24 protein-coding genes and 4 pseudogenes are annotated in these 26,881 nt (G+C 38.0%); 20 read left to right on the top strand and 8 right to left on the bottom strand.

The features are described 5' to 3' along the window. Nucleotides 1-126: 126 nt before the first annotated feature. On the bottom strand, nucleotides 127-1,035 hold the full coding sequence (locus tag RGF10_RS19335) for a LysR family transcriptional regulator (RefSeq protein ID WP_318505051.1): 909 nt from the start codon (nucleotides 1,033-1,035) through the stop codon (nucleotides 127-129). Nucleotides 1,036-1,657: 622 nt separating this feature from the next. Between RGF10_RS19335 and RGF10_RS19330 the strand changes: the two genes are divergently transcribed. The 12 genes from RGF10_RS19330 (at nucleotide 1,658) to RGF10_RS19275 (ending at nucleotide 12,114) form a co-directional block, all read left to right on the top strand. Next, the gene (locus RGF10_RS19330) at nucleotides 1,658-1,864 is read left to right on the top strand and encodes an MFS transporter (RefSeq protein ID WP_318505050.1); all 207 of its coding nucleotides are present in this window, start codon (nucleotides 1,658-1,660) and stop codon (nucleotides 1,862-1,864) included. A 41-nt stretch (nucleotides 1,865-1,905) separates the two neighbouring features. Next, a complete protein-coding gene (locus RGF10_RS19325) occupies nucleotides 1,906-2,949 on the top strand; it encodes an MFS transporter (protein WP_318505049.1) in 1,044 nt (347 codons plus the stop codon). A 62-nt stretch (nucleotides 2,950-3,011) separates the two neighbouring features. Further along, nucleotides 3,012-4,217 (top strand): CaiB/BaiF CoA transferase family protein, encoded by a 1,206-nt coding sequence (locus RGF10_RS19320; RefSeq protein ID WP_318505048.1) that lies wholly within the window; start codon nucleotides 3,012-3,014, stop codon nucleotides 4,215-4,217. An 82-nt stretch (nucleotides 4,218-4,299) separates the two neighbouring features. Continuing rightward, nucleotides 4,300-5,583 carry an FAD-dependent oxidoreductase gene (locus RGF10_RS19315; protein ID WP_318505047.1) on the top strand — a complete coding sequence of 428 codons (1,284 nt, stop codon included), beginning with the start codon at nucleotides 4,300-4,302 and terminating at the stop codon, nucleotides 5,581-5,583. Next, on the top strand, nucleotides 5,580-5,882 hold the full coding sequence (locus RGF10_RS19310) for a ferredoxin family protein (protein WP_318505046.1): 303 nt from the start codon (nucleotides 5,580-5,582) through the stop codon (nucleotides 5,880-5,882). Before RGF10_RS19315 ends, RGF10_RS19310 begins: the two co-directional genes overlap by 4 nt. A gap of 130 nt (nucleotides 5,883-6,012) precedes the next feature. Next, nucleotides 6,013-7,149, top strand: a complete 1,137-nt coding sequence (locus tag RGF10_RS19305; RefSeq protein WP_318505045.1) for an acyl-CoA dehydrogenase family protein — start codon at nucleotides 6,013-6,015, stop codon at nucleotides 7,147-7,149. A gap of 45 nt (nucleotides 7,150-7,194) precedes the next feature. Beyond that, nucleotides 7,195-7,974, top strand: coding sequence for an electron transfer flavoprotein subunit beta/FixA family protein (locus RGF10_RS19300; protein WP_318505044.1), 780 nt, complete (start codon nucleotides 7,195-7,197; stop codon nucleotides 7,972-7,974). Between the two features lie 15 nt (nucleotides 7,975-7,989). After that, nucleotides 7,990-8,994, top strand: coding sequence for an electron transfer flavoprotein subunit alpha/FixB family protein (locus RGF10_RS19295; protein ID WP_318505043.1), 1,005 nt, complete (start codon nucleotides 7,990-7,992; stop codon nucleotides 8,992-8,994). A gap of 127 nt (nucleotides 8,995-9,121) precedes the next feature. Continuing rightward, the gene (locus tag RGF10_RS19290) at nucleotides 9,122-9,667 is read left to right on the top strand and encodes an AMP-binding protein (RefSeq protein ID WP_318505042.1); all 546 of its coding nucleotides are present in this window, start codon (nucleotides 9,122-9,124) and stop codon (nucleotides 9,665-9,667) included. Then, nucleotides 9,612-10,781, top strand: a complete 1,170-nt coding sequence (locus RGF10_RS19285) for an AMP-binding protein (protein ID WP_318509574.1) — start codon at nucleotides 9,612-9,614, stop codon at nucleotides 10,779-10,781. The genes RGF10_RS19290 and RGF10_RS19285 overlap by 56 nt, the downstream gene beginning before the upstream one ends. 30 nt (nucleotides 10,782-10,811) lie before the next feature. Beyond that, the gene (locus RGF10_RS19280; protein ID WP_318505041.1) at nucleotides 10,812-11,396 is read left to right on the top strand and encodes an MFS transporter; all 585 of its coding nucleotides are present in this window, start codon (nucleotides 10,812-10,814) and stop codon (nucleotides 11,394-11,396) included. Next, nucleotides 11,365-12,114, top strand: coding sequence for an MFS transporter (locus RGF10_RS19275; RefSeq protein WP_318505040.1), 750 nt, complete (start codon nucleotides 11,365-11,367; stop codon nucleotides 12,112-12,114). The genes RGF10_RS19280 and RGF10_RS19275 overlap by 32 nt, the downstream gene beginning before the upstream one ends. A gap of 98 nt (nucleotides 12,115-12,212) precedes the next feature. Here the strand turns inward: RGF10_RS19275 and lipA are convergent, their stop codons facing one another. From lipA to RGF10_RS19250, 5 genes are all read right to left on the bottom strand, one after another. Further along, a complete protein-coding gene (lipA, locus tag RGF10_RS19270) occupies nucleotides 12,213-13,115 on the bottom strand; it encodes a lipoyl synthase (protein WP_318505039.1) in 903 nt (300 codons plus the stop codon). A gap of 93 nt (nucleotides 13,116-13,208) precedes the next feature. Beyond that, nucleotides 13,209-14,144 (bottom strand): sugar-binding transcriptional regulator, encoded by a 936-nt coding sequence (locus RGF10_RS19265; protein WP_318505038.1) that lies wholly within the window; start codon nucleotides 14,142-14,144, stop codon nucleotides 13,209-13,211. Nucleotides 14,145-14,210: 66 nt separating this feature from the next. Then, nucleotides 14,211-15,230 (bottom strand): PTS glucitol/sorbitol transporter subunit IIB, encoded by a 1,020-nt coding sequence (locus tag RGF10_RS19260; RefSeq protein WP_318505037.1) that lies wholly within the window; start codon nucleotides 15,228-15,230, stop codon nucleotides 14,211-14,213. A gap of 23 nt (nucleotides 15,231-15,253) precedes the next feature. Then, nucleotides 15,254-15,775: a PTS glucitol/sorbitol transporter subunit IIC gene (locus RGF10_RS19255; RefSeq protein WP_318505036.1), complete on the bottom strand. Its 522-nt coding sequence runs from the start codon at nucleotides 15,773-15,775 to the stop codon at nucleotides 15,254-15,256. 14 nt (nucleotides 15,776-15,789) lie between these two features. After that, nucleotides 15,790-16,215 (bottom strand): transcriptional regulator GutM, encoded by a 426-nt coding sequence (locus RGF10_RS19250; protein WP_318505035.1) that lies wholly within the window; start codon nucleotides 16,213-16,215, stop codon nucleotides 15,790-15,792. Between the two features lie 529 nt (nucleotides 16,216-16,744). Between RGF10_RS19250 and RGF10_RS19245 the strand changes: the two genes are divergently transcribed. From RGF10_RS19245 to RGF10_RS19210, 8 genes and pseudogenes are all read left to right on the top strand, one after another. Continuing rightward, nucleotides 16,745-18,022, top strand: coding sequence for an NAD(P)H-dependent oxidoreductase (locus RGF10_RS19245; RefSeq protein ID WP_318505034.1), 1,278 nt, complete (start codon nucleotides 16,745-16,747; stop codon nucleotides 18,020-18,022). Between the two features lie 30 nt (nucleotides 18,023-18,052). Further along, nucleotides 18,053-18,406: a PTS glucitol/sorbitol transporter subunit IIA gene (locus RGF10_RS19240; RefSeq protein ID WP_318505033.1), complete on the top strand. Its 354-nt coding sequence runs from the start codon at nucleotides 18,053-18,055 to the stop codon at nucleotides 18,404-18,406. A gap of 318 nt (nucleotides 18,407-18,724) precedes the next feature. Further along, nucleotides 18,725-19,709: pseudogene (locus RGF10_RS19235) on the top strand (thiamine pyrophosphate-dependent dehydrogenase E1 component subunit alpha). A gap of 20 nt (nucleotides 19,710-19,729) precedes the next feature. Continuing rightward, nucleotides 19,730-20,720: pseudogene (locus tag RGF10_RS19230) on the top strand (alpha-ketoacid dehydrogenase subunit beta). Nucleotides 20,721-20,732: 12 nt separating this feature from the next. Beyond that, nucleotides 20,733-22,079: pseudogene (locus tag RGF10_RS19225) on the top strand (dihydrolipoamide acetyltransferase family protein). 13 nt (nucleotides 22,080-22,092) lie between these two features. Beyond that, nucleotides 22,093-23,500: pseudogene (gene lpdA, locus RGF10_RS19220) on the top strand (dihydrolipoyl dehydrogenase). A gap of 278 nt (nucleotides 23,501-23,778) precedes the next feature. Continuing rightward, nucleotides 23,779-24,681, top strand: coding sequence for a sugar-binding transcriptional regulator (locus tag RGF10_RS19215; RefSeq protein WP_412176747.1), 903 nt, complete (start codon nucleotides 23,779-23,781; stop codon nucleotides 24,679-24,681). Nucleotides 24,682-24,764: 83 nt separating this feature from the next. Next, on the top strand, nucleotides 24,765-25,094 hold the full coding sequence (locus RGF10_RS19210; protein ID WP_318505031.1) for a bh protein: 330 nt from the start codon (nucleotides 24,765-24,767) through the stop codon (nucleotides 25,092-25,094). 64 nt (nucleotides 25,095-25,158) lie between these two features. Here the strand turns inward: RGF10_RS19210 and RGF10_RS19205 are convergent, their stop codons facing one another. Together RGF10_RS19205 and RGF10_RS19200 are read right to left on the bottom strand one after the other, a co-directional pair. Further along, the gene (locus RGF10_RS19205) at nucleotides 25,159-26,364 is read right to left on the bottom strand and encodes an MFS transporter (RefSeq protein ID WP_318505030.1); all 1,206 of its coding nucleotides are present in this window, start codon (nucleotides 26,362-26,364) and stop codon (nucleotides 25,159-25,161) included. Between the two features lie 12 nt (nucleotides 26,365-26,376). After that, nucleotides 26,377-26,796 carry a MarR family winged helix-turn-helix transcriptional regulator gene (locus RGF10_RS19200; protein WP_318505029.1) on the bottom strand — a complete coding sequence of 140 codons (420 nt, stop codon included), beginning with the start codon at nucleotides 26,794-26,796 and terminating at the stop codon, nucleotides 26,377-26,379. Nucleotides 26,797-26,881 lie beyond the last annotated feature (85 nt).

Here is a 26,881-nt window from a genome sequence, read left to right as displayed (position 1 = left end):
TTCCGAAAATTTAGGATCATAATTTAGCGGAATATGGAATAAATTAGCCACTTTTTTTACAATACAAGTGGCTTTTTATCGTTTGTTTTTTTACTATCCTGAATGGAATGAGCTAAAGCTTTATAACTAATTGTAAATTTTTGCTGTCTCGACTACATGATCTTTGAATTTCTTTACAGCTGAACACATGTATCGATTTTTCATGTACCCAATATATATTTTTCTTGAGTAGAAAGGGTTACTGATTGGGAGAATTTTGATTCCTTGATAATTATGTAAAGTAGGGTTATATGGAACAATTGCCATTCCAACATTAGCGGAAACCAAACCTGCCATCGATACTTCATCTTCTACCTCGCAGTAAATATTCGGAACCATGTCAACCATATCAAACAGGCGATTTATTTCTTTTTTTAATCCAACTTTTCCTGAGTAATGGATGATTGGATAGGGCGCTGTATCTCTTAAATCAACAGAGGTTTGACTGGAAAGTGGACAATTATTTGGAAGAAGAACAACTAAATTTTGCTCAAAAATAGGAACAAATTCTATCTCTGGATCGTTCGGTATGAGTGAAATAAAAATGAGATCATATTTTTCTTCCTTTAAGCCTTTAACTAAACTGTCTGTACATGCATCTTTTGTCCAGGCCTCTTTTAAAGAAAAATTGATATTGGATTGTTGTGTTTTATTTCTAAAGCAATTAATCACGTTAGGGATAAATTCTGAACTAAGTGTATAGATGAAACCAAGGGTGATCAAGCTGTTTGCTTCACTTTTCATTTCTTTAACCATTTTGATCCCAGTTTCTAACTCTGCTATAGCATTATCAACATAAGGCAAAAGTTTTTTCCCGTATTTAGATAATTTAACATTGCGTCCTTGTTTTTCAAATAAATGAATCTCCAGTTCACTTTCTAAAGCAGAAATGGCATTACTTAGGCTTGGTTGTGTCATAGAGAGCTCTTCTGCAGCTTTTGTATAATGCTCAAGGTTTGCCATCGTTTTAAAATAATACAATTGGTAAAGGTTCATTGTGTTTACTCTCCTTTTAATCGCTTTAATCACTGATAAAGGCAGAAGAATTTGGGGTTAATGAATTAGATGTAATGTACCTAGAGTTGATTTTCGTTTTGTTTGGAAAGAACTGAACGCGAAATTGTTATACTAATAAATTATTATGGAGGAGTAACTTAAAATTTTTCATTGTATCTTTGAGCCTATTTTACAACAAGATTGATATCTTGCTATCATTTGTAGACTCAATTCACAAATAATACAAAATTCGACAAAATTCACTTTAAGGAACATGAAAACCTATTTTACATAAGAATAAATGGAAAAATTGATCGAATAATTTTTACTCATATAAGATTCGTAAGCTTGTCGGTTTTATCGACGGCTTTTTTTGTTTTGTCAAAGAAAGTTCAATTTTATTAATAGAAGTGTAAGCCTTGTTTTTTTCGATATTTTTTGAATAACCCTCAATTCACATTCTTTTTCTACAATACGTTTTTGTCAGTGTTGTGAACACATTCACAATTACTATTAATCAGCCCAAATCCCTAAAAATTAAGAATTAGAGATTTGAAAGTGCCTATTTTAAGATGAAAGAGAAATAAGATATCAAGAACACAAAATAAAAGGAGGAATAACAATGGCTTCAAAGGTAGGCAATAAACGGTGGTTAATCGTCTTTATCTTGGTTTTAGCTTATACGTTTATGTATCTTGGAAGATCTAGTATTTCGATTGCCGGTTCAACGATAATGGAGGACTACGGCTGGAGCGCAACACAGTTTGGTTTAGTTTCAACTGCATTTTTCATAGGCTACGCGTTAACAATGTTACCTGCCGTTTTTTAGCTGATAAATTTGGTGCAGGTAAAGTCATCGTTGTTGGAACATTGGTTTGGTCACTATTTACGTTACTTAGCCCTTTTGCAGGATCGATTGGTCTTTTCGTTTTTATTCGGGCCATGGTAGGAGTTGGGCAAGGAGTAACTTTACCATCCGCATCATCAATGGTATCAAAATGGGTGCCACGTCAGGAAGCAGGAAGAGCGCAAGGATTCACCCTCATCGGAGTTCCGCTTGGAGTTGCGATTACAATGCCTCTTGGAGTCTATTTAATCCAGAATTTTAACTGGCAAACTATCTTCTACCTATTTTCTGTTCTAGGTCCAATCTGGTGCTTAGTATGGTGGGTGTTTGGTAAGGATAAACCGGAACTACATCCAAATATTAGTAAGGAAGAAGTAGAATATATCAAATCTGGTCAGGGTACTAAGGAAACTGCAGGTGTGGTGCTAACCACGAAAGAAGTCTATGGAAGTGTATCAGTATGGGGAGCTACACTAGCATATTTTTGTTATAACTATGTTTTTTACCTGCTGCTTACATGGTTACCAACCTATTTTGCACAAGGACGTAACTTATCCTTATCCAAAGCAGGCTACGCTACAATGATTCCATATCTAGTCGCAGTATTTACCTATCCTATTGGCGGGATGTTAGCTGACTGGGGTGCTAAGAAATTTGGTCAAAATATTGGTCGTAAACTGTTCCCTGTTACGGGGTTAATCTTTGGTGGAATTGCCTTGATATTTGCGACTCAGACAAGCAGTCTAACTACAGCCATCCTTTTACTATCAGTTTCAATGGGAGGGTTAACTCTTACTCAAGGTGGATTCTTCTCTATTCCAATTATTCTTGCTCCAAAGAATGCGGGTATGATCGTTGGTTTGTATGGTCTTATTGGTACATGCGCTGGTATCACAGCTCCAATATTAACTGGCTATGTTATCGACGTATCCGGTAAATATGAAACTGCGATGTACTTAGGCTCAGCTATGGCAATTATAGGCGCTGTATTCTTAGTAACATTAGCTAAGATTAAACCTATTGAATCTAAACAAAAGATTTTTGAGGTAAAAAGTGGAGTGAATTAGATCTAAACCCGAATCCAAATATTATTTAATGTTAATTAAATATGAATAGGGAGGTACTCTATATGAAACCTTTAGAAGGTATAAAAGTTGTTGAATTGACTGGTTTTTACGCTGCTCCGACTGTCCCAAGAGTTTTATCTGAGTGGGGTGCTGAAGTCATTAAGATTGAGCCGCTGACAGGAGACCCTAGTAGAACGCAGGCTGGTGTTTTTAATATGCCTTATAGCGATGAGGAGAATCCAGCATTTGATATTGCGAATGTAAACAAACGATTTGTAAGTTTGAATTTGAAAACAGAAGAAGGAAAAGAAGCAACCTATAAGCTTTTGGAATCAGCTGATGTTCTTGTTACAAGTTATCGATCCAAAGCCCTTCAAAAATTAGGTTTTTCTTATGAAGAACTAAGTAAAAGGTTCCCTAAATTGATTTTTGCCCAAATTCTAGGTTTTGGTGAAAATGGCCCTGAAAAAGATACTGCTGGATTTGATGCAACTGCCTATGTTTGTCGTGGCGGAATATTGACATCCATGACTGAAAAAGGGGAATCTCCTTTAAATGAGGTAAATGCTTATGGTGATTTTCAAGCAACCATGTGCTTAGTATCAGGTATAGGTGCTGCTCTTTATGCAAGAGGAAAAACAGGCTTAGGAGACAAAGTGACGGTTAGTCTTCACCATACTGCACTCTTTATGATGAACATCGCGATTGTATCTTCTCAATACGGGAATGAATATCCAAAAAGCAGAAAAGAAGTGGCTAATCCATTTAATAATACATATAAATCCAAGGATGATCGATGGTTCCTCTTCTGCGCACCTGAATATAATCGAGACTTTCCTAAGCTAATGAAGATGATCGGTAGAGAAGATTTAATTGGTAATGAAGATTATTGCACGGTTGAAGGAGTAAATAAGCGAGGGAAAAACCGCGAAATTATTGAAATAATTGAAACTGAATTAGCCAAAAAGAACCTTGATGAATTAATGAAATTATTCAAGGAAAACGATATTGCTAATGAAAAAGGATACACAATGGAAGAAATTGTGAATGACGAACAAGCGTGGGCTAACGATTGTATAAGAAAAATTCAATATCCATCTGGAAATGAAGTCATTTTACCAACAAATCCAGTAAGGTTTAGAAGCTTAGGAAACCCAAATATGATTCCATCTAAACCGTTAGGGTACCATACGGAAGAAGTGTTAAAAGAATATGGATACTCCGTAGAGTTTATTGAGCAAATGAAAGATAATTTGGCTATTAAATAGTCAAGGTAATAGTGTAGTAATTTAATTGAATAATTACGTAGTGCTAATTGGATATTAACTTCATTATTGGAGGGTAGTTGCTATGTCTGATGAAAAGTTTCAAGTAATTGTAATAGGTGCTGGCCTAGCTGGATCCGCAGCTGCTTATCGACTGGCTAAAGCAGGCATTGAAGTGATGGTAGTTGAGAGGGGAAGCGAACCTGGTGCAAAAAATATGACAGGTGGCCGCCTCTATACTCATGCTCTTGAAAAGTTGATGCCAGGTGCATGGGAAGACGCTCCCCTTGAACGCGATATTACTCGTGAAATGATCATGATGATGACGCCAGATAGTTGCATGTCTATCGATTCATTGTTTCCTACTATGACCCAACATTCTTATACCGTTCTAAGAGGACGATTCGATCCTTGGCTTGCGGCAAAGGCCGAAGAAGAGGGAGCCATGATTATTCCTGGTACAACAGTTGATGGCTTAATCATAAGGGATGGAAAAGTGTGCGGCATTAAAACTGGAGATGAGGAAATTGAAGCTGATCTAGTCATAAGTGCAGAAGGAGTAAATGCTATCGTTGCAGAACGAGCTGGATTGATTAAGCCTATTAATGTGAAGGACGTTGCAGTCGGTGTTAAGTATTTATATCAATTGCCTGAACAAGTCATTAATGATCGCTTCAATACAGTAAGTAGTGAAGGAACCGCCTTGTTGTGTGCAGGTGAGTGTACAAAAGGAATTAGTGGCGGCGCATTCTTATATACGAATAAAGAAAGCATTTCACTTGGATTCGTAATTGATTCCAATGGCTGGAAAAAGTCGAAATTCCCAATAGCCGATTTTGCAGAGGAGTTTAAGCAGCACCCGGCTATAGCAAGATATATTGAAGGTGGAGAATTAATCGAGTATTCAGCTCATCTTATTCCTGAAGGAGGTTTTAACTCACTTCCTCAGCTCTATACGGATGGTTTTCTCCTTTCAGGCGATGCTGGAGGTTTGGTTGTAAATAGAGGTTTTACAGTTCGAGGAATGGATTATGCGATTCTTTCAGGTATTGCAGCAGCCGAAACAGCTATTGAAGCAATTGAGGCGAATAATTTTTCTAAGAACTTTCTGAAGCTTTATGAAGAAAAGCTAAATGAAGTCGTGTTAAAAGATTTAAAAACGTTTAGAAACTCACATGACTATATAGGGTATTCAAAACACTTATTTACTACCTATCCTGATATTGCAGGAGGGTTAATGAAGAATCTATTCACTGTCAATGGGGATCCTGCTAAATCGGTAATGAACATAGTCAAGGATTCAATTAAAGGTAAAATGCCTGTATTCAATGTCTTAAAGGATGCTGTAAAAGGGGTGAAATCCCTATGAAAACGCTCTCTATGGATGATCGATTGGCAAAAAATCGCTTCAACAGTGATGATCATAATCCCCATATTATTGTTGATCGAGAGGCTTGTAAAACTTGTAGTCATCGAGCTTGCACTACCTGTTGCCCAGCTGAACGATATAAGTGGGATACCGTTAACGATAAATTAAGCTTTGATCATGTTGGTTGCTTGGAATGTGGGAATTGCCGTTTTATTTGTGAGCGATTAAACCAAGGGGTTGAAGGTTATTCGTGGAATTATCCGGAACAAGGCGTAGGGATAATCTTCAGAGAAGGCTAATCATTAAAAAACACAAGTTTAAAAGAACAATATAGATTTTGAGCACTTTGTTGATTGGAGCGGAAATCAACAGCCAAATTTAAAAAACCTAAGAAAAAAATGAGATTCATACGATATGGAGGACTGAAATATGGGACATGTATTAACGGAAGAACAAAGAGATTTAAGAGATTTGGTTAAAGAGTTTGCATTAAAAGAATTAAAGCCCTATGTAAAAGAGTTCGATGAATCAGGTGAATTCCCATTGGAAATACTCCAAAAAGCCTTTGAAATGGGCTTGCATGTTTTAGAAATTCCTGAAGAATTTGGTGGCTCAGGTTTAGATTTTAAAACGACTGCCATCGTTTTTGAAGAATTAGCTAAAGTGGATGCTGGTTTCGCAATCTCCTTAGTTACAACATTCGTTGCTTTAAGATCGGTTATTTTTGCAGGAAATGACGAACAGAAAAAGTTATTTGCGGATATTATCGTTCCGGGCGCATTTGGAGCCTTTTCATTATCTGAGCCTAATGCCGGAACGGATGCCGCTTCACTTAGAGCTACAGCGGTAAAAGACGGAGATGAGTATGTACTGAATGGTACAAAATGTTTTGTAACCAATGGCGGTGTAGCAAGTGTATATGTAGTATTCTGCGTCACAGATAAAAGCAAAGGCGCCAAGGGGATTTCTGGATTTATTGTTGAAAGGGACCGCCCAGGTCTTTCGGTTGGTAGTCATGAAAACAAAATGGGACTTAGATTATCCAATACTACAGATCTAATTCTTGATAATGTTCGAGTACCTGCTAGTAATCTACTTGGTCAAGAAGGAGATGGTTTCAAAATTGCTATGAATACATTAAATGTATCAAGAGCGTTCGTTGGTACATTAGCAGTTGGTATTTGCCAGGCAGCAATTGATGAATCAATCAAATTTGCAAAGGAAAGAAAACAATTTGGTAAGCCAATTGGTGATTTTCAAGCTGTACAAATGATGTTGGCAGACATGGAAATTCAAACCGAAGCTGCCCGTAACTTAGTTCAATGGTCAATGGGATTGATGGATAAAGGGGAGCCAGTAGTAAGAGAAGGAGCTATTACAAAAACATTCTGTGGTGATACGGTTGTAAAGGTCACAACAGATGCCGTTCAAATATTTGGTGGATATGGAGTTAGTAAGGAATATCCAGTTGAAAAATTAATGAGGGATTCAAAGGTATTCCAAATTTTCGAAGGAACCAATCAAATTCAACGAGTAACCATTGCGAGAGATATGTTAAGGGATTAACTCAAACAATGAAGCAACCATTTATGATGAACGGAGGAAAAAACGATGGAACTGTTAGTTTGTATTAAGCAAGTGCCAGATACAGAGGAACTAAAAGTAGATGTAGAAACAGGAAAAATTAAAGATGGTACTCCTAATATCATCAGTCCTTACGATAAAAATGCGCTTGAAGCAGCTGTTCAATTAAAAGAAGCAAACGGCGGCAGTGTAACCGTTATTTCAATGGGACCAGATAAAGCCACATCTGCTTTAAAGGAATGTATATCCGTAGGGGCAGATAAAGCGGTGTTAATTAATGACGCGGCTTTTGAAGGATCAGATTCCTATTCAACTAGCTCCATTTTGACTGCCGCGATAAATAAGCTTGGTAACTTTGATTTAATCATTTGTGGTAATCAAGCGACAGATACAGATGCGGGACAAGTTGGGGCCCAAATTGCTGAACAACTTGGAATCGCCCAAGTTACGTACGTGGCCAAAATTGAGGCAAAAGGTGACACCATAATCGTTAATCGTGAAGCAGATGAGGGATATGAAGTAATTGAAGCTCAACTACCAGCAGTATGTACCGTAGTAGATTCTATCAATGAGCCAAGATTAGCCACGATCAAAACAAAAATGGCAGCAAATAAAGCGAAAATTGAAGTATTAACTGCGGCAGATTTAGAAATCGAAGCAACAAAGGTCGGTGTAGGATCACCTACAAAAGTAATAAAAACTTTTGCTCCTCCAAAAAGAGAAGCTGGAATAAAAATCCAAGAAGCATCTGGCAGTGATTCAGCACTCAAATTAATTGAAAATCTAGTAGCTGCAAAGCTCATTTAGGATGGAGGGGTAAACATGGATATTCAAGCTTTTAAGAATATATGGGTAGTGATTGAAGCAGCTAACGGAAGCGTGAAAAATGTAGACTTGGAGCTTATTAGCCAAGGTAAAGTACTTGCGGGGCCAAGTGGAGAAAAGGTAGTCGCAGTTGTAATAGGTCAATATGTTCAGGAAGCTGTAAAAACAGTAATGACGTACGGCGCTGATGAAGTGATTGTAGTCGAGGGTGAAAATTACCAAGTCTATAATACGGACAGTTATACAAATGCTATTGTAAAACTAGTAGAAAAGTATCAACCTGCTGTATTAATGATGGGCTCTACCAATAATGGTCGGGATTTATTACCGAGAGTAGCAGCTAGATTACAAGTAGGCTCTGCTGCCGATTGTACAGCAGTAGAAGTTGTAGAGGATGGAAAAATTGGATGGACTAGACCGATTTTTGGCGGAAATCTCTTATCTACTGTTACTTTCACAGAAACAAGACCGCAGATTGGTACGGTTCGTGCGGGTTCATATGGAAAAGGACAACCTGTTGAAGGGCGGACTGTTGAGGTTATTGAAGAAGCCATTCAAACTCATGCGGATCAAATCAGAACAAAAGTTTTAGAGATTATTAAATCAGTAGGACAGGGAATTAAATTGGAAGAAGCTGAAGTAGTGGTTGCTGGCGGGCGAGGATTAGGGAGTGCAGAAAATGTTGCTCTATTGACTGAATTAGCCTCTGTTTTGGGAGGAGCGGTAGGTGGCACCAGAGCTTGTGTAGATGCAGGCTGGATGGCTCCACAGCTGCAAATTGGACAATCTGGTAAACGGGTTTCACCAAAGCTTTATATTGGCTGTGGTATTTCAGGAGCCATTCAGCATATTGGTGGAATAACTTCATCTGATATTATCGTCGCAATCAATAAAGATCCAGATGCCCCTATTTTTGAAATTGCTGATTACGGAGTCGTAGGCGATTTGTTTGAAGTGGTGCCTATTTTAATTGAGGAAATGAAAAAAGTAAAAGTTCGATAACGGTGTAAAAGAATTTGGAAAAGGCGGATTATCCTGTCTTTTCCAATTCTGTTGTAATGATAGAAAACCCATATGAAATTACAAGGGCTTATCTTTGATAAATATCTAAGGTCAGGAGGTCAAGAATATGTCTTTAGGAATGAAAATAAATGAAGTTCAAAAGCATGAATACCGTCAAAAAGGGTACTGGGGCGACGCAACTTTAGCTGATTTTTGGAATATGTCAGTATTAATTGCTCCAGAGAAGGAGGCTGTTGTAGACCTTCAGGGGGCTAGATATACCTATGCCCAAATGGATGAAGCAGCTAAAAGAGTATCCTCTTTTTTGATCGAAGTGGGAGTGAAACAAAATGACATAGTCTCTGTTCAATTACCTGGCTGGGCGGAATTCGTATTAATTTATGTTGCATGTCTAAAAGTAGGAGCGGTCATAAACCCCATTTTGCCCAATTTACGTGAATCGGATCTATCTTATATTTTAAATAAATGCGAATCAAAGGTGTTGTTTATCCCATCTCAATTTAAAAAGCATGATTATCCCAATATGGTAAAGTCTGTTTTACCGCATGTTCCAAGTTTGCAAAAAATAGTCATTGTTGAGAAGGGGAGTATAGTGGATAAAGGAACGACTTTCAGCCGGGATAATCAAACATTTTCCTCCACTTTCAGATAACATTAAGCGCAGTGCTGATGATCTAGCTGCGGTATTATTTACTTCTGGAACTGAGGGCAATCCAAAGGGTGTAATGTTGACCCATAATAATATTATTTCAAGTGAAAGAGCTTTTGCTGCTTCATTAAATCTTTCTTTCCTCGATGTTATCTTTATGCCGGCTCCAGTAGCCCATGCATCTGGGTTTCATCATGGGGTAACAGCATCTTTTATGCTTGGAGCTAAAGTTGTGCTTCAGGATATTTTTAATCCGGATAATTGTCTTGAGCAAATTGACAACGAGGGGTGTACCTGTGGGTTCGGTTGTACACCAGTTATTTACGATTTATTACGAGTTATCCCTAACGCTAATCATGATATTTCATCGATGCGTTTCTTTTTGTGTGGAGGGGCTCCAGTTCCCAGGCACATGGTTGAACAAGGACTAAAAGCGGGTTTTAAAATACTCAGTGTTTATGGCTCAACCGAAAGCGTGCCCCATACAGGTGTTAGTCTGGACGATCCAATCGAAAAAATTATCCATACAGATGGGACCTCATTTCCAGGAATCGAGATTAGAGTGGTTGATGAATTTAGGAGACCTGTTCTGACAAGCGGAGTTAAAGGGGAAGAAGCATCCCGCGGTCCAAATGTATTTGTAGGCTACCTTAAAGAACCAGAATTGACAGAACGGGTCCTAGATGATGAAGGTTGGTACTATAGTGGAGACTTGTGTACGATGGATACGGACGGCTATATAAGAATTAATGGGAGAAAGAAAGACATTATCATCCGCGGTGGAGAAAATATAAGCAGTAATGAAATTGAGCGGATCTTACATCAACACCCAAATGTTTATGATGTAGCTGTAATTGGTATACCAGACCCGAGATTGGGAGAGCGTACTTGTGCTTTTGTAGTCCTTCATAACAACGAAGTGGCATTGACTTTGGAAGAAATTAAATCTTTTTTTGCAGAGATGAAAGTGTCTAAATATAAATATCCCGAGCGTGTTGAAATAGTAGATTCGCTGCCTCGGACTGAGACAGGAAAAGTAAAAAAATATTTATTACGTGAGATTGTTAATGGTAAGCAGGAAGCCTCAGAATCTTTAGCTTTCTATGAAATAAGATAAATGATTTTTTATCCGAGGAGGCAAGAAATCATGAGTTCAAAAATTGGAAAAAAACGTTGGGGAATTATATTGTTGCTTTCATTATGCTATTTAGTCTTATATATGGACAGGTCAAACATGTCAATGGCGGGTTCCTCCATGATGGAATATTACAATTGGAACTCTATTGAGTTTGGTTTGGTTTCAACCGCTTTTTTTATTGGGTATGCGATCACACAAATGCCGGGTGGTCGTTTAGCTGATCGATTTGGCGGTGGAAAAATCGTCGTATTTGGAGCTTTTGTATGGTCCTTCTTTGTGTTTATTACACCTTTCGCATCAACGTTATCCATGATGTTGTTAATTAGGATGTTCATGGGGCTTGGAGAGGGTGTAGCTTTACCTGCTATTCATTCGATTCTAGGTAAATGGATTCCAAAAAGCGAAACAGGAAAAGCGACCGGGCTTGTTCAAGCAGGACTTCCATTAGGGATTGCCATCACAATGCCTCTCGCAACTTGGGTTATCCAGACTTGGAATTGGCAAATGGTGTTTTACACATTTTCATTTGTTGCCATAATTTGGTGTATTCTTTGGTGGACGTTTGGGAAGGATCGACCTGGAACTACACCCTAGAATAAGTAAAACGGAATTAGCGTATATTCAAGGGGATCAAGATTCACACCATCATGCTTACGGTACAGATGGACTCTTGACGAAAAGGGAAATCATTTCAACTAAATCAGTGTGGTATTGTGCATTGTCCTATTTCTGTGCAAATTATCTTTTCTATTTATTTATGACGTGGTTGCCAAATTATTTTGTGATTGGTCGGGGAATTAATTTGCATAATAGCGCATTCTATTCAATGTTGCCTTATCTTGTGGCTATTTTTACCTATCCATTTGGAGGATATTTAGCTGATGCTGCTTCAAAAAAGTTTGGTCAAAATATCGGACGGAAACTATTCCCGATAATTGGACTATCCATTGCTGGTATTCTATTAATTCTTGGATCAAAAGCAACAAGTGTTGGTGCTGCCGTTTTACTCATCTCAGCTTCCAATGGATTTTTAACACTTACTATGGGTGGATTTTTTACGATGCCAATGGTTTTTTCTCAAAAAAATGCAGGAATGATAACGGGAATTTTTACGACACTTGGAACCATTGCTGGTATACTTGCCCCATTTATGACAGGTGTAATAATTGAATTTACTGGCAAATATGAATATGCCCTTTATATCGGTGCAGTTATTGCCATGGTAGGAGCCGTTTTATTGATGACGATATGTAAAGTTGAACCGATTATATGTAAATCTAATCTTGAAGACGAACTGTTCGAGACTATGTAAAAAGGTGGAATTAATAATTGAAGACGACTAGAAATATGGCTCAACTTTAATGAGGAGAAGAAAACTCCCCATCTTTGGTAGATAGGGAGACAAGTTTATTAAAACATAAGATCGCGTTCATTGTCTTTAACAGTAGTGCTCACTTGTTCATCAGCATGATAGGAGGACCGAACAAGAGGACCAGCTTCGCAATGACGGAACCCTTTTTGTAAAGCAATTTCCTTCAGTTCATGGAATTCATTCGGATGATAATATTTTTGTACTGGTAGATGCTTGGTGGTTGGTTGAAGATATTGTCCAATCGTCAGGATATCAACATTTCTATCCCTTAGATTTACCATCGTCTCAATGAGTTCCTCCTTTGATTCACCAAGACCGACCATAATACTCGATTTAGTTGAAATAGCAGGATTTATTTCTTTTGCCCGCTCCAATAATTGCAATGATTTTTCATAGGTTGCTTTAGCTCTCACACCTGGAGTTAACCGTCGCACAGTTTCTATATTATGGTTTAGGATGTTTGGCCTCGCATCCAGTAATGTTTTTAAATTATTGTAAATTCCACCCATATCCGAAGGTAAAACCTCAATACTTGTTATAGGACTTTTCCGCCGAATTGCTCGAATCGTTTCCGCAAAGATAGAAGCCCCTCCATCTACTAAATCATCACGTGCAACAGCTGTCACGACAACATGCTTTAACTTCATAGACGAAACTGAATCAGCAACACGCTCCGGTTCTTTCAAGTCAATTTCTGTTGGATACCCGGTATTTACAGCACAAAAGCGACAGGCCCTTGTACATATATTACCCAAAATCATAAAGGTTGCTGTTTTCCTTTCCGCCCAGCATTCATGGATATTGGGGCATTTTGCCTCTTGGCAAACAGTATGTAAAACGCTATCCGCCATCATTTTTTTTATGTCTTGATAATTTTCGTTTGTATTTATTTTAATATTTAACCATTTTGGTTTGCGTAGGACTTCCATGTTTTTTTGCATATTGCCGCCTCCTCGAGAAATAACTCCGTTAAAAGAACAGGGACTGAACACACACCTCCGATAAGAAAGCGTAAGAACAGTCCCTTTACCCTATTAAACTAACGCGCTAGCTGTTACTTCGTCAGTTATAAGAACATGTATAAGATTGCCATCGAGAGCCGCTTTAATTGCATCAACTTTCTCAAGTCCTGCAGCTACTCCAATAACAAGAGGAATCTTTTTCAACTTCTCTAGATTCATTGCAATGACACGTTCATTCCAATCGTTATTGATAGCGTTACCAAATCTATTGATAAAGTTGTAGCAAATATCGCCAACAATCTCTGGATCCTCAGTAATTTTCTTGTGTTCGGACCCTAAATAGGATTTAACCATTGTAGAATGTTCAGGATTTCCGCCAATTCCAACCACTGCAATATTTGCTTCTTCCGCTAAAGAAACGACACTTTTAATCGAAGGTTGTCTCATCAATATTTCCTTCGCTTCTTTTGTATCAACCATGACAGGGAGGTGCAGAAAATCACACTTTGCCTGAAGGGAATCCCCAACTTTAGCTACAATCGAATTGGAATGGAAGTCCACTCGTTCATTTCCCATCCCGCCAACTAAAGGTACAACGGTAATGGATGGAAACGGTTGAGGAGAATTTAACGCGTTGGCAAGTTCGTACAAAGTGGTGCCTGAAGATAAACCAATAATTTGGCCATCTTTAATTACCCTTAGCAAATAGTCGCTCGCCGCTTCTCCTAACTGCTTTTTTGAGGAATCATTCCCAACACTTTCAATACAGACGACCTCACGTAAGTTATAAAGCCGCTCCACCTTACGTTCCAATTGATGGAATTGTTGCAGTCCCTCATCATGAATGGTTATTTCAACGATTCCCGCTTCTTTTGCTTTTGTTAAATATTTAGAGACGAGTGAACGGCTTACTCCAATTTTTTCTGCAATCTCTGATTGAGTCGCCCCATCATCATAGTACATTTGGGCAACTTTTACTAATAATCTTCTATTGTCTAAAATAATCACTGTTCATCCTCTTCCTTATAAAAATAGGATGGCTTTCTTAAGTTGATCCTTCTATGAATTAGTATACTAATACATTCCGAAACTAGCAAAATACGCAATAATAACGGATAATACACCTGTAATTAAACGGCTATATAAAACAGCAGGTACACCATATTTAACTGTTTCTGGTTTTGCTTCTCCAAGTGATAAACCTACAGGGATGAAATCACAGCCTACTTGTGCGTTAATAGCGAATAATGCCGGTAAGGCAAATTGTGGAGGAATATGTCCCAATGCAATTTGGCTACCGATTAATACACCAATAACCTGAGCGATAACGGCTCCTGGCCCAAGTACAGGGGACAAGAATGGAAGCGAACAAATAACTACAATGACAAGAAGTCCCCAAAGTGATCCTGCGAGAGGCGAAAGCGAATTCGCTATCACATCACCAATACCTGTATAATTGATAATACCCATAAGCATACTAACAAAAGCCATAAAAGGAATAATATTTTTTAGAAGCATCTCAACCGTGTCACGACCTGCTTGATAGAACGTTCCGGTAACACCACCAATTCCTTTTGAGAACCTCAATAAGAAATTTTCTTTGCTATTTTGAGCATGCTCTTTCTTTAGCTGATCATAACTCTCTTTAAATTGTGCTTTATCTTTTGTGTTAAACTTCGGTTCAGCAGTTTCTTCTTTTGCCACTGCCGCGGCTGCCTGAGAAACACCATCAGCGACAAGGATGTCTTTTTCTGTTACACCTGAAACAAAAATGTCTTCGGTAATATGCTTTGCAAGTGGGCCTGAAGGTGATGATGGAAGAATATCGACAGTTGGAATACGCTTCATTGGATACACACCAATACGTGCGGTACCGCCACAGTCAATGACTACGCACATCATTTCTTCCTCTGGAACATGACTTTTAAATCCGTCAACTGCTTCGGTTCCTGATAATTCTGCAATTCTTCTTGCTACTGGATGAATACCTCCACCAGTAATGGACACAACTTTGTTTTTCTTTCCTTGTGGTTCAAGATGAAGGCCAACTCCCCAACCGCCAGAACCTTTTGTAACGAATACCGCTTGAGTCATTTCGATCTCCCCCTAATATATGTTTACGCTTCCACTTTTTTGGCAAGATACTTTGTAATTAATTCAGTTATAATTCCACGCATTAAAATAACAACAATACCCACGATAAAGTAGCGCACAGCAAGATCTGAAATTGGAAGGCCTAATTCTTTAATTCCATTCGCAATTCCTAAATAGACAAATAGTTCTCCGGCATTAGCATAAGGAAATAATCCTGTTACTGGATGTACAAACGAAACGGCAGAATCATAGAATGCTGGTTTTTGTTTTTCTGGTAAGAAACGGCCGAATGTATAAGCCATTGGGTTGGTTAACATTAATACTGAAAGAACAGGCATCAATGTATAGCGTAATAAGGTATACTTTGCAGCGAATTGAATAGCTCTACTAACTCGGTCTTCTCCAATAAATTTCATTACAGCATACGTGAATGTTAATAGGACCACTAATGTAGGAACTATTCCTGTAAATAGTGCCATAAATGTTTCTCCACCTGCGTTAAACATTCCGATGAAATGCTCTCCCAACCATTTAATCCATTCCATAGAGCTGGCCTCCTTTAGATTCCGATTGAAATTTTATTTTTTGAAATTGATAGTAAGGCATTTTCTCCTGCTTTTAAGAGGGCTTTATAATTTGAAGGGATCCTCTTCTTTTTAAGAATGAGGGAATTTTCATTTATATCATTTAATATTTCGCCAACATGTTGACCCTTATATTTTTCTAATGATTTAAATTTGGTTAAAATGGATAATCCTTTTAACATTTGGCATTCATGAACAATATAATCTTGATCAACTACTAAAATAGCAATTGCTCCTGGACGAAGCTTGCTTCTTTCCATACCAGAGAACATAAAATAACCATTTTCACCTTTATAATTGCCAACGATTTTATCAATACTTTTTTTATATTGCTTGATTTGAATAAATGATAATAGATATTGAACAATTAGAACGGCGCTCAAAATTATTGCAAGTTGCACAATCACTCCTCCTATTCTGTGTAGTTGTTATTAGCACCCCTTTCACCCAGTTTGATAAAGCGCTTACAATAGAAAGAAAAATTGTAACAAATGTTACGCGTTATGAATTTATCACCGAAAGATAACATTTGTTATGACGCATTACATTTGTTATACATCCTAAGAATAATCAAAACCAATCAGACTGTCAATATCCAAAAAATAATATTTTCACAACAACGAATTCTTTTTATTTTCCAAATGCACCTCTTAATGGAGTGTTAGGTGAATGAAGAAATTGATTAAACTAATTTTTTATAAAAATTGATTATATTGAAATTTCTATCTTGACAGCCCTTTCATTGACGATTAAACTGAAAGAGAAATCAGAACAAATGATAATTACCGTAACATATGTTACGAAAAATAATGAGATGTTACAATGTGTGACATCTGATTCGAGCTATCATTTAGTTCATTATCAGTTTTTTAGTTAAAATGGAACCGCTATCAAATTATTAAAGTATTACATTACTAGGAGGGAATTTACATGTCAGTATATCAAAAGCTTTTACAACGTGAACGCGAAAACGCACCAATTAAGGTTGGAGTAATTGGGGCAGGTCAAATGGGTTTTGGAATGATTGCTCAAATTTCTAAAATTCCTGGTATGATCGTAACTGGAATATGTGATGTTAATGTTGATGCAGCTCAAAGAGCAGCGGATTATTTTAACTCTCAATCTACTAAAAAGGAAACTATTATTGTAACGAATGATTATCGTAAAGTGATTCAATCTCAAACAGTAGAGGTTATCGTTGATGCTACTGGCGTTCCTGAGGTAGGAGCGAATATTTCCCTTGAGGCATTGCGCTCAAAAAAACACATTGTACTTTTAAATGTTGAAGTAGATATTACAATCGGTTCTATAATGTATCAAATGTTTAACAATGCGGGATTAGTCTATACTGGCTCTGCTGGCGATGAGCCTGCAGCAACTCTTGAATTATATGAATTTGCTAAAACAATGGGATTAGAAGTATTAGTGGCAGGGAAAGGTAAGAACAATCCGTTTAATCCATTATCTAATCCTGACGTTGCAGCAGCAGAAGCAAAACAAAAGCATATGAGTGCACACATGCTTTGCGCATTCCAGGATGGAACAAAAACAATGGCTGAAATGAACCTATTAAGTAACGCTATTGGATTAGTCCCAGATAAAGTTGGTATGCACGGTGTATCTGCAACAGTTCAAGATGTTGCTGACAAATTAAACTTAAAAGAAAATGGCGGTGTATTGGATAACTTTGGTGTTGTCGAATATGTAAACGGTTTAGCACCAGGTGTATTCGTTATTGTAAAAAGTGAACTTGAACCAGTGGATGCTGAGCTTCGCTATTTAAAAGTAGGGAATGGACCGCACTATGTATTCTACCGTCCGTATCACTTGGCAAGCTTAGAAACTCCGATTACGATTGCAAAAGCCGTGTTGGAGCATGACTCATCAATCCATCCACTAGGGGCGCCAATTTCGGAAACGGTTGCCGTTGCAAAACGAGACATTAATGCTGGTGAGTCAGTAGATGGCATTGGTGGTTATTCTGTTCGTGGTGTTTTAGAAACACATCTTGATATGAAGACTAATGGCCATATTCCAATTGGACTAATTAGTGGTAAAGTAGTCGCAAAAAGAGATATTAAGGTTGGTCAGTTCTTAACTTTGGATGATGTTGAACTAGATCACTCTACAACTGTATGGAAATTAAGAGCACTTCAAGATCAGTTATTCCCTACGAACCTTGAAGCACGTTCATTCGTTACGTTATAAGAAAAAGTAAATGGTTATGGGGGTAAGAGAGTGACTAAATCGATAGTAAAAGAAGTTGGCGAGTTAGTACCTACGTTTAAAGACGATAAAATAGTAATTTTATTTGGACCTCAAGCACCACAGGGATTACGAGAGATGGCTGTAATTCACGAGTTTCAGAATGTAACAGATGAACCACTAAAAGCAGGTGGGACCATTCAATTTGATGATGAGTCCTTTACCATTACAGCTGTCGGTTCATTAGCAAACCAAAACTTAAAAGAATTAGGGCATATTTCAATCTATTTTCAGGAGCAGATGGAGGATATTCTGCCAGGAGCTGTATTTGCAGCCCCGAATAAATTTCCTGAAATTAAAGAGGGAACCGTTATTACGATAAAATAAATTTAAGTTTATACATTTTTAGAGTGTTTGCGATCCAGGGCATTTCACCATATGTAAAGATACTTAAAGGGAAAAAAGAGGAATGGTTAAGTAGACCTTTTCCCTTTTTTCCTTTTTGTTTTGAAAGCGTTAACATCATTGGGGTATTTAATTTATCAAGAAAAATTATGTGGGGGAAAATGGTCAAGGTTCAGTGAGAAAAAAATATTAATATTTTTCTTTTTTTCCTTGACGAAAGGATTGATAAATTATAAGATGTTTACAAATGTAACACATCAGAACAAATGTAAAAAAAGGGAGGAAAAGCTAATGATGCAGATGGAGAATACTCTGAAACTACCTAGTATGATTACAGACGAGAAATTAAGAGATTTATATAAAGAAATGTGGCTCATTCGCTATTTTGATGAAAAGGTGGATCAGTTTTTTGCTAAAGGTTTAATTCATGGAACAACACACCTTTGTGTGGGTCAAGAAGCATCGGCTTCTGGATCGATTGCTGTTATCGGAAGAAAAGACAAAATCGTTAGTACACATCGAGGACACGGGCACTGTATTTCGAAAGAAGGCGATGTCAACAAGATGATGGCTGAGCTATTTGGTCGATCCACTGGGTATTGTAAAGGAAAAGGCGGTTCAATGCATATCGCTGATTTGGAGAAAGGAAATCTTGGCGCGAACGGAATTGTCGGCGGCGGCCTTCCACTTGCTGTCGGAGCGGCATTAACTTCAAAAATGAAAAAAGAAGATTATGTGGTTCTTTGCTTCTTTGGGGATGGCTCAACAAATGAAGGAAGTTTCCATGAATCCGTTAACCTTGCAGCTATTTGGGACCTTCCAGTTGTCTTTATTTGTGAAAACAACCAGTACGGCATGTCAGGTTCTGTAAAGGAAATGACGCGTGTTGAACATATTGCCGACCTGGGCTAAAGGCTATGGGATTCCTGGTAAGGTGGTAGATGGTCTTGACATGATTGAAATTATGAATACGGTTCACGATGCAGTTGAATATGCTCGCTCAGGATATGGTCCAACATTAATCGAAATGAAAACATATCGCTGGAAAGGACACTCAAAAAGCGACGCTAAGAAATATCGTACTCGTGAAGAGGAAAATGAGTGGAGAGCAAAAGATGGTATTAAGCGATTTAAAGAGATATTAATGCAAAATGGCGTACTAACAGAAGAAAGTGCAAAACAACTCCAAGATGAAGCATACCAAGCAATTGAAGAAGCGGTAAAATTTGCTGAAAATAGTCCAGAACCATCACTTGATAGTTTATTAGAAGACGTATTCGCGTAAGGGATAGGGAGGAAGAAATCATGACTACAAGAGAAATTACCTATTTAGAAGCAGTTCGAGAAGCAATGAGCCAAGAGATGCGGGTAAATGAAGATGTTTTTATTCTTGGTGAAGATATCGGCGTTTACGGTGGAGCGTTTGGAGTCACACGAGGAATGATCGAAGAATTCGGTCCAGAGCGTGTACGTAATACACCAATTTCTGAAGCAGCGATTGCTGGAGCTGCAGTAGGGTCAGCATTAACTGGGATGCGTCCAATTCTAGAGCTTCAATTTTCCGATTTTATCACAATCGCAATGGACCAAATGGTGAATCAAGCAGCGAAAACGCGATACATGTTTGGTGGAAAAGGAAAAGTGCCAATGGTATTAAGAACTCCTTCAGGTTCTGGAACTGGTGCAGCAGCACAGCATTCCCAAAGCCTTGAGGCATGGATGGCACATATTCCAGGTTTAAAAGTTGTTCAGCCATCAACGGCTTATGATGTAAAGGGTTTGCTAAAAGCGGCAATTGAAGATGACAATCCAGTTATTTTTTACGAGCATAAATTACTCTATAGAACGTCCTCTCCTGTACCTGGAAGAGCCATATAAAATTGAACTAGGTAAGGCAGACATTAAACGGGAAGGCACAGATGTAACAATCGTAGCTACTGCAATTATGGTTCATAAAGCGCTTGAGGCTGCTGTGCAGCTTGAAAAAGAGGGAATCAGTGTAGAAATTATCGATCCTCGTACTATCGTACCTCTTGATAAAGAAACAATCATAAATTCAGTGAAAAAGACTGGCCGATTGATTGTTGTGCATGAGGCTGTACAAAGAGGTGGCATAGGTGGGGAAATTGTAAGTGTAGTGGCAGAGAGTGAAGCATTTGATTATTTAGATGCTCCGATTAAGCGCCTTGGTGGCAAAGAAGTTCCAATCCCTTATAACCCGAATTTAGAAAAAGCGGCGATTCCACAGGTACCTGATATTATTGCAGCAGTTAGAGAAACTGTTAGGGAAAAATAAGGAGGAACAATGATGGCAAAAGAAATATTTATGCCGAAGCTAAGCAGCACAATGTCAGCTGGTACCCTCCTCCAATGGTTTAAAGAAGAAGGGGACACAGTTGAGATCGGCGAACCGCTTTTTGAAATTATGACGGACAAAATTAACATTGAAGTAGAAGCATATGATCAGGGCGTATTGTTAAAGAAATATTATCAAGAAGATGAAGAGGTACCAGTTAATCAGATTATTGGTTATATCGGGGAAACGGGGAAAACGTTCCAGCTACATCACCAGGTCTCTCCGGTAGTGAAGAGAAGGTCAGTGAACCTGAGGAAGAGGCAGTATCACCAGAACAAGTTCAACTGGTTGGAATGAGTCTCGCTTCTGACGGTGAGAAACCACGTGCCACCCCAGCTGCTCGAAAATTAGCGCGGACAAATAATCTGGAATTGTTTTTTATTCAAGGTAGCGGGCCGAATGGTCGTGTTCACAGAAAAGATGTTGTGGAACAACTGGCAATACCGGCAGGACCAAAGGCAACCCCGCTTGCACAAAAAATAGCACGTGCCGAACAAGTTAATCTTGCCTCAATTAAAGGAACTGGAGTTAACGGAAAGATTTTAAAGGAAGATTTAATTTCTGTGTCACAGACCACCTTAGTGCCTGAAGTGATATCGACACAAACGGTAGCAAAACGCAAGAAAATGTCTGGCATGAGAAAAGTGATTTCTGAACGGATGGCACAAAGTGCTTACACAGCACCTCATGTGACGATAACATCTGAGGTGGAAATGACGAAGGTAAAAGAACTTCGCACGGCACTACTCCCAGTGATTGAAAAACAGACAGGATTCCGTTTATCGTTTACAGATATTTTAATAAAAGCTGTTGGAGTAGCACTTTCACGTCACCCAGAAATTAATATTTCAATAGATGGTGACTATATTGTTCAGCATAACGAAGTGAATATCGGTCTTGCGGTCGCAGTTTCTGACGGGCTAATGGTACCAGTAATTAAAAATGTAGTAGGAAAAGGACTTGCAGAGCTTACCAAAGATGCAAAGGATATTGGTCAGCGCGCCCGTGAAAATAAATTAATGCCAGATCAGTTAAAAGGGTCCACTTTTACTATTAGTAACCTTGGTATGTATGCGGTCGATGCTTTTACACCAATCATTAATCAACCTGGAAAGTGCGATTTTAGGTGTGGGTCGAATTCAGGATAAGCCTGTAGCAGTCAATGGAGCTCTTGAAATACGTCCAATGATGGTGTTAAGTTTGTCATTTGACCATCGTGTCATTGATGGTGCTCCAGCAGCAGCATTCTTAACAGAGTTGAAAAAGATTCTTGAAAATCCTTTTGAGTTATTAGTGTGATGAGGTGAAAACATTGAAAACATCCTATGATATCGTTGTGGTAGGAGGAGGCCCTGGTGGTTATGTCGCGGCTCTTCATGCAGCTGAACTTGGTAAAAAAACGGCACTAATAGAGGCGGATTTTCTAGGGGGTACCTGTTTAAACCGAGGCTGCATCCCGTCTAAAACCTATTTGAAGCATTCAGAGATCATTGAACAAATTGAAAAGGCAAAGGACTGGGGATTGAAACGGCTCACTCACATTCTCTTTTAGCAAAATGAAAAAGCGAAAAGATGAAGTGATTCAGCGTTTACGTGGTGGCATCAGCTATTTGCTAAAACAAGGCAAAATAGATGTTTATAACGGTTATGGTTCCGTTCTTCAAGGCGGCATCGTGAAAGTGAAAACGCAAGCTGGAGAAGAAACGATTCAAGCAGCGAAGATAATCATTGCCACCGGATCGACTCCAGCGATTCCACCAATTGCGGGTCTTGATACGGTTTCGTTCAATACAAGTGATACAATTTTTGACCTTCCTGAAATCCCAAAATCCGTGATTATTATCGGTGGTGGGGTGATCGGTGTTGAGTTTGCTACTATCTTTGCTTCTCTAAAGGCTGAAGTGACAATTGTTGAGGCTGCGGACCGCATCATCCCAACTGAAGATGGGGAAGCATCTAAATTCTTGACTAAGGCATTAAAGAAAAAGGGAATTAAAATCCATACAAGTTCTACCGTCCAAAAAGTCCAGGAAGTAAATGGCGTTAAGACTGTTGTCTGCGTTGATCCTAAGGGGAAAGAGTTCTCGGTAGAGGCCGAAATTTTGCTTGTTAGTACTGGACGCCGACCAAATTTATCTGCAGTTTCAGACATTCACTTAGAACAAAATGGTCCGTTTATTAAAGTGAATGAAAAAATGGAGACCAGCATTGCTAATCTTTATGCAGTTGGTGATGTAATAGGAGGCTGGCAGCTTGCACATGCAGCAAGTGCAGAAGGTGTGGTTGCCGCAACAAATGCAGCAGGTGGTCTTGACAGAATTGACTATAAAGTCATGCCAAGATGTATTTATACGCTTCCGGAAATTGCATCCGTTGGTTTGTCTGAAGAGGAAGCAAAGAAGCAGGGAATCGACATTATGGTGGAAAAGTTCGATTTTGCGGGAAGTGGTAAGGCATTAAGTGCTGGTGAACCAGACGGATTTACCAAGGTCATATATGAGAGAAAGTATGGCGAAGTGATTGGAGTCGTTATGGCTGGATCGCATGTTACTGAAATGATTTCAGAAGCATCTGCCTTTATGTATTTAGAAGGAACGGTTGAGGAAGCTGCAAAAATGATTCACCCGCATCCTTCTCTTTCTGAAACCTTTTTTGAAGCAGCAGTACTTGCAGTAAATAAACTAAGAAAGATAAGCATGAAAAACAGTTTAGTAGGCTAAGCGATGTAAACCTTTAAAATAGCTGAAACAGGACTGTTGAAAGCTATTCTTAGGATTTTTACTAATAACTAAAATTTATGTTCAAACAAACTATGTCTGTTAAGTGCCGAAAACATAATGTCTCGGCACTTTTTTATGGGGAAAGATGAATTTTAAAAAATTATCATGTACAATGTTCATATGATAAACATTTGTAAAATAAAAATGGGATATTGTTTAAAAGGAGGTGGATATGAGTGGATTGGCAGGAGAGAAGACAATTAGTCAAAGTTTCCAGCATGTATTACCATGATGGGCTGACTCAAGCGGAAGTTGCCAATAAATTAGGTGTATCTAGACCTGTTATCTCAAAATTACTTCAAAAGGCAAAAGATGAAGGGATTGTTAAGGTCTATATAAAGGATGAAAGTGTACATACTGTTGAATTGGAACAGGAGCTCGAAAAACAATTTGGACTTTCAGATGCAGTCGTTATTCCAAACACAAATTTTACCGCTGAAATGGCGAAAAGAGCAGTTGGAGAAGCAGGTGCAAACTATATATCTCAAAATTTGAAAACTGTTAAAAGCATTGGAATTTCATGGGGAGAGACCCTTGCCTATCTTGTTCAGGAATTTCCTTTTGAGCGAAGAGAAGATATAGTCGTTGTTCCTTTAGAAGGAGGAATGGGTGTCAAGAAAGTAGAAATCCATGCAAATCAGCTCGCAAATGAGCTGGCAAAAAAACTTCATGGAAGCTGTGCTTTTTTATATGCACCTGCGATTGTTGAAACGGAAGAATTAAAGGAAAGATTAATGGCAACTGAAGATATCCAAACGGTTCTAGAAATTGGACGGAAAGTGGATATTGCTATCATTGCAGTTGGTAATCCGTTCGATAACTCCACTTTAATGAAACTTGGGTACTTGGATGAAGAGGATCTAAGCCATTTAGAGAGGATCGGAACTGTTGGGGACATTGGATACCGATTTTTTGACGAAAACGGTCATTCAATTAATGATACTTTAAATTCGAAGATCGTTGGGGTTTCCCTAAATGAATTAAAAAATATTAATAAAGTCATTGCAGTCGTTGAAGGTGAGCATAAAGTGAAAAGTATACTCGGAGCACTGAGAGGGCAGATTATTGACGTATTAATAACAGATGAACGGACAGCAAGTGCTATCTTAACTAACAAATAAATATATATAGAAGAAATTAATTTTTTCATTAAAATAAGTTCAAGAAAATATCTTCTAAATACCTTATAAGGAGAAGGTTTCATATGAAAATTTCAGAATTAGAAGTGTCCTTGTATTGCTCACACTGTCATAATGAAACGCTTCACCGTGTTCAATATTTAAATGAAAAGATTTATAGTACTACATGTACCAACTGCCATCATAAAATAGAAATAAACTTAAGCCCATTAAGAGAATTTTATAAAGAAATTTATAAAAGAATTAGTTCTAAACCTACAAGGCTAACCGAGGAATACAAAGAAGATTTAAGTACATTCATTCATAAATTTCCGAAGCGAGTCTTAACAAAACCTTATCGGCTTAAAAAATATGTAAGTGAAACACGGCAAGCATTTAAAAAACTTAAAGAGTAGAATTTATTCATTTTAAAAGTAAAAAGACAAGGCTTCTTTAAACAGAACTGCCTTGTCTTTTCATTTATGCAGCATTCGCTTCCATTTTTTCTTTTTTACCGACGAAAACGGAGTATAACATAATGGCAATAGCTAGAATGGGTACCATTGCAAGAAACAGGTGTCGGTAGCCCATGATTGTAACGAAGAAACCAAGCACGAATGGTCCAGCACCTAAACCGAGATCATAAAGAATAAAATACGTTGATGTCGCATGACCTAGTCGCTCAGGTTCAATTCCTTTAATTGCCAGTGCTTGAGCAATTGAATTGAAATTACCATATCCAAAGCCAATGATACAGGCAGACAATAAAAAAATGAAACTATTAGTGGCTTGACTGAATAGGGCCATTCCTAAACCAAAAAGAATAAGGGCTGGATAAATAACAATATTTGCCCCACGCTGGTCCATTAAAGGTCCTGTAACAGGACGGGAAACTAAAACGGCAATGGCATACACTAAGAAAAACAAACTTCCTGATTTTACCAAATGAATATCCTTGCTATAAAAAGATAAGAACGACATAACACCCGAATAAACGAAACCAACGAGTAAGGCGATAAAGGAAATGTTCATTGCTTTCGGTTCAATATAATTTTTAATAGAAAAACCAGTTTTCTTATTCTGTTCAGTATCAGTATGAAGACGTTTTGGATCGGCAATTTTTAATAAAAATGAAACACCCACACAAATCGCAACTAATACGGTGTTAAATAAAAATATGATTTGATAATGATCGAAAGCCTGGGTAAGTAATATTCCAATAAAGGGTCCAATTGCTGTTGCCAGTACAATACTCATACTATAATAACCAATTCCTTCACCACGTCTTGAATGAGGAATGATTTGCGCAACTACTGTACCCGTTGCTGTACTAATGATTCCAACTGAAAGTCCATGTAACAAACGAATAACCATCAGTAAGGAAAGGTTCACTGCAAAAAAATAAGAAAGTGTCGTTACGACGAAAAAAGATAGACCAATAAAAAAGGTCTTTTTTGTTCCAACAGAAACGATAATCCGACCAGTAAATAATCGACCGATAAGGGTACCGATAATAAAAATGCTAGAAATTAACCCTGCAGTACTTGTAGATGCTCCAAATTCATCAACCGCATATTCCCCAATTGTTACAACCAATAAAAAGAATATTAATATGATTAAAAAGTTTATCGATGAAACAATCAAAAAGTTTTTTGTCCATAGTGGTTCTTTCTTTAACTCTTCCATAAAAGCTCCTTATTATATTAGATTTCTTTTTATGATATCGAGAGCTTGCGTGATGGTGATTTGATTCTCTTCCGATATTCCATCGAAAAGAGAAGCAACCCATTCATCGATCATGCTTTCAACTTCTTCATAAACCAGTTCACCCGCTGTCGACAAGCGGACAAGCTTCGTTCGTTTGTCTGAACCTTCTATAATATCCACATATCCAAGGGAAATTAATTTATGAATTAGACTTGACGCACTCGGTTTTTCAATGTTCGTAGCCTTGGCAATCGCTTGAAAAGACAGTGGTTCTTCATGTTTTAATATCCGAATAATGCCCCATTGCGAGCTAAATAAATTGTACTTTGCTAAATGAACATTTAACTCGTTTATTAAAGGGCGATATAAAGTTAATAAGCTAGTAAACATTTGCCGATTTGATTTAGCCATGAATACCCCTCAGACCGATAGATAGTTAGTCTAACTATCTATATGATATGAAAATAATGCTATAGCAAGTTGAAAATGTTGTCAA

Origin of the sequence: Bacillus sp. T3, from assembly GCF_033449965.1 — a bacterium.
Taxonomy (GTDB): domain Bacteria; phylum Bacillota; class Bacilli; order Bacillales; family Cytobacillaceae; genus Bacillus_BU.
Note: the sequence above shows the minus strand (reverse complement) of the source record. Positions and strands in the feature narration are given on the sequence as shown.